The sequence below is a fragment of the Bacteroidota bacterium genome, assembly GCA_030017895.1.
Taxonomy (GTDB): Bacteria; Bacteroidota; Ignavibacteria; order UBA10030; family BY39; genus JASEGV01.
The window spans coordinates 1-2,798 of sequence record JASEGV010000142.1; the positions used below are offsets into that span (position 1 = coordinate 1).

Consider the following 2,798-nt stretch of genomic DNA (forward strand, 5'->3'; position numbering starts at 1 on the left):
TAGCTGGCCTTTTGTTGTTTCAAATGATTATTCCTAATGACAAATCTGGGTTAAAATATACTGACCGTTTATCTCAGGGGATCTTTGATAGACTATTCCAAGTTCTCCACCAGCCCAAAATTCAAATTTCAAAAAATTATATCAGCCCGCATTTAACTGAAGTTACAGTTATCGCAGATGCACAGGGAATCAATATTGACAAGATAGTCGTTTGTTTTAAAAAATATGATGGTATTTCTCTTCTATGTGATACATTATATGATGATGGTTTTCACAATGATGGATTAGCACTAGATAACGTATTCGGGAACATTTTTCAGATCGTTCCACAGAAGGAAGGGCTTTATTTGGATGCTGATGTTACTTATAATACCGGGCAATCATATACATTGTGCTCATTAGCTGAAAATATTTCAACTGCAGGTTCCGTATCTATTGTTACCTATTCTGTTGCTTCTGATAATCTGAATAATGATGGAATTGTAAATCCGGGTGAAAATATTAGATATATATTCAGTTTAGAAAATAATTCAAAATTTTCATTGAATAATGTTTATATTGAAGCAATTCCAAATTCTGAATTCAATACCATTCGAATTGCAAATTTAGATTCTTCATCAACTTACTCTTTAGTTTATAATCCCTCGGATGCAAATTCATACTTTACATTTAATATCCCCTCAAATTATTACGATAATACTTTTAATGATTCAACATTCAAAATCAATATCAAAATAAGAGATGCAGATTACAATGTATGGCAGGATTCATTACGATTTTTTGCAAAGCCGTTTCCTAATCAAATCCGTGAGACACCAATAACACCTGTTAGCGGATTGGCTGATGGAAATTTTGAGATATTAATTGTAAATCCATCTGAAATCCGAAATCATATGTATGTCATTTGGGGAGTGGATTCAATTAACACCGCAAAAGAGAGAGGCTTTATATTAAAAGATTCAACAGATGGACGGATTTTATTGTTGAATCATCCTCTTCCCAATCAATATAGTCATAATATACCTCTAACTGATGGATTTAAAATATTCAAAGGAAATCTGAATACTGATTCAACTGGTGTTAAACGTTGGGAAGTTCCTTCAGGAACAAGAAGATTTACCTGGTTAAATTCAAGCATCGGTCTTGAAGGGTTTAATGGTGCTTTGGGATGGGCGAGCCCAGCATCATTTTTTGGTAGCGGAATAAAAGGGGTTTCTGCTCACAAGATTAAAAATGTATTACTTAAGCTTGCAACCGTTGATGTGAATGGAAACTATAATACGAACGATCCAAATGTATCATATGGATATCGCTACGGTAGGCGTTTCGATCTACCTCCTGCACAACCACAATTTGCTCCTTTTATAATCAATCAGGGTACTACAGGTGGTTATATTTACCAAGATTTCACTAAGAGCGTCCCGCTATCGGCATGGGATGTAGAAGCGAATCCACCAAGAAGATTGGTCGTGGGGCATCTTGAAAATAATGTTTCGAGTGGTATGGTAGATGGAAAATATTGGCCCCCCGCTTATTATGTTGCAAGTAACAACACTGTAAGAGAATGGCTTTGGATTTTCGATGCCACATACAGTGAAATTCCAAATCCAGCTTTTCAGGTAGAGGCAATCCTTAATCCGCTACCAATTATGTATTTTGCAACTTGGTCTCTTGATGGAAATGTCCCATTTACGACGGGCGATGAATTTTTAATAATAGCACATCATATTATATCTTCAAATGATTCATGGATTTTTAATCCCACAACAGTGCTCGGCAGTGAAGAATTTAATGTAAATGCGTTTCAACTTTATCAAAATTATCCTAATCCTTTTAATCCTAATACATCAATCAGCTATAACTTACCAGCGAAAAGTTTTGTGAAACTTAAAATTTTCAATATACTTGGTCAAGAAATTATAACATTGATAGATGAGATGCAGTATGAAGGGCACCAATCGGTGATATGGAATGGGCGGAATAAATCAGGAAACTCTATCGCAAGCGGTGTTTATTTTTACAAGATAGATGCGGTTGTTGTGAATGGACCGAGTAAAACTTTTGTCCAAGTTCGGAAGATGCTGCTTGTGAAGTAATTTGGTGGACACAAATTATTAAGTTAAAAGCCCCAGCCATTTTTTAGCTGGGGCTTTTTGTTATCACTTCAAAATTTTTGTATATTTTTTCCGAACAATGGTACACGCACTCAATAAAATTTATAATTTTGGTTCAGTAGAATACGACTTAAGAAGTCGTACCTTCATTATGGGAATTCTGAATATTACTCCCGATTCTTTTTCAGATGGCGGAAAATATTTACACAGCTCAAATGCTGTTGACTGTGCGTTACAAATGATTGATGAAGGTGCCGATTTTATTGATGTCGGCGGCGAATCAACCCGCCCCGGTTCTGAGTCGGTCAGCGTCGGAGAAGAACTAAATCGAGTTATCCCGGTTATCGAACAGCTTGTTAATAAAACCACGATCCCTATATCAATCGATACTACAAAATCAGAGGTTGCAGAAAAAGCTCTTCAAAGCGGTGCGGTAATCGTGAATGATATTAGTAGCTTTCACTTCGACAACCGCATGCCTGCAGTTGTCTCGAAGTATAATGCTTCAATCGTTTTAATGCACACCAAAGATAAACCGAAATTAATGCAGCATAATCCGGAGTACAAAGATCTAATTCCTGAAATAAAATCTTATTTATCTGTGGCAATTAAAATATCTATCGAAAATAGCATCAAACAAATTATTATAGACCCCGGTATCGGCTTTGGAAAGAAACTTGAACA

2 protein-coding genes are annotated in these 2,798 nt (G+C 35.8%); both read left to right on the forward strand.

Features of this window, described 5'->3' with window-relative positions; all coding sequences use genetic code 11:
• Positions 1-2,096: T9SS type A sorting domain-containing protein (locus QME58_14310; protein MDI6804986.1), on the forward strand; the 2,096-nt coding region annotated here is incomplete at its 5' end.
• Positions 2,097-2,193: 97 nt separating this feature from the next.
• Positions 2,194-2,798: dihydropteroate synthase (folP, locus tag QME58_14315; protein MDI6804987.1), on the forward strand; the 605-nt coding region annotated here is incomplete at its 3' end.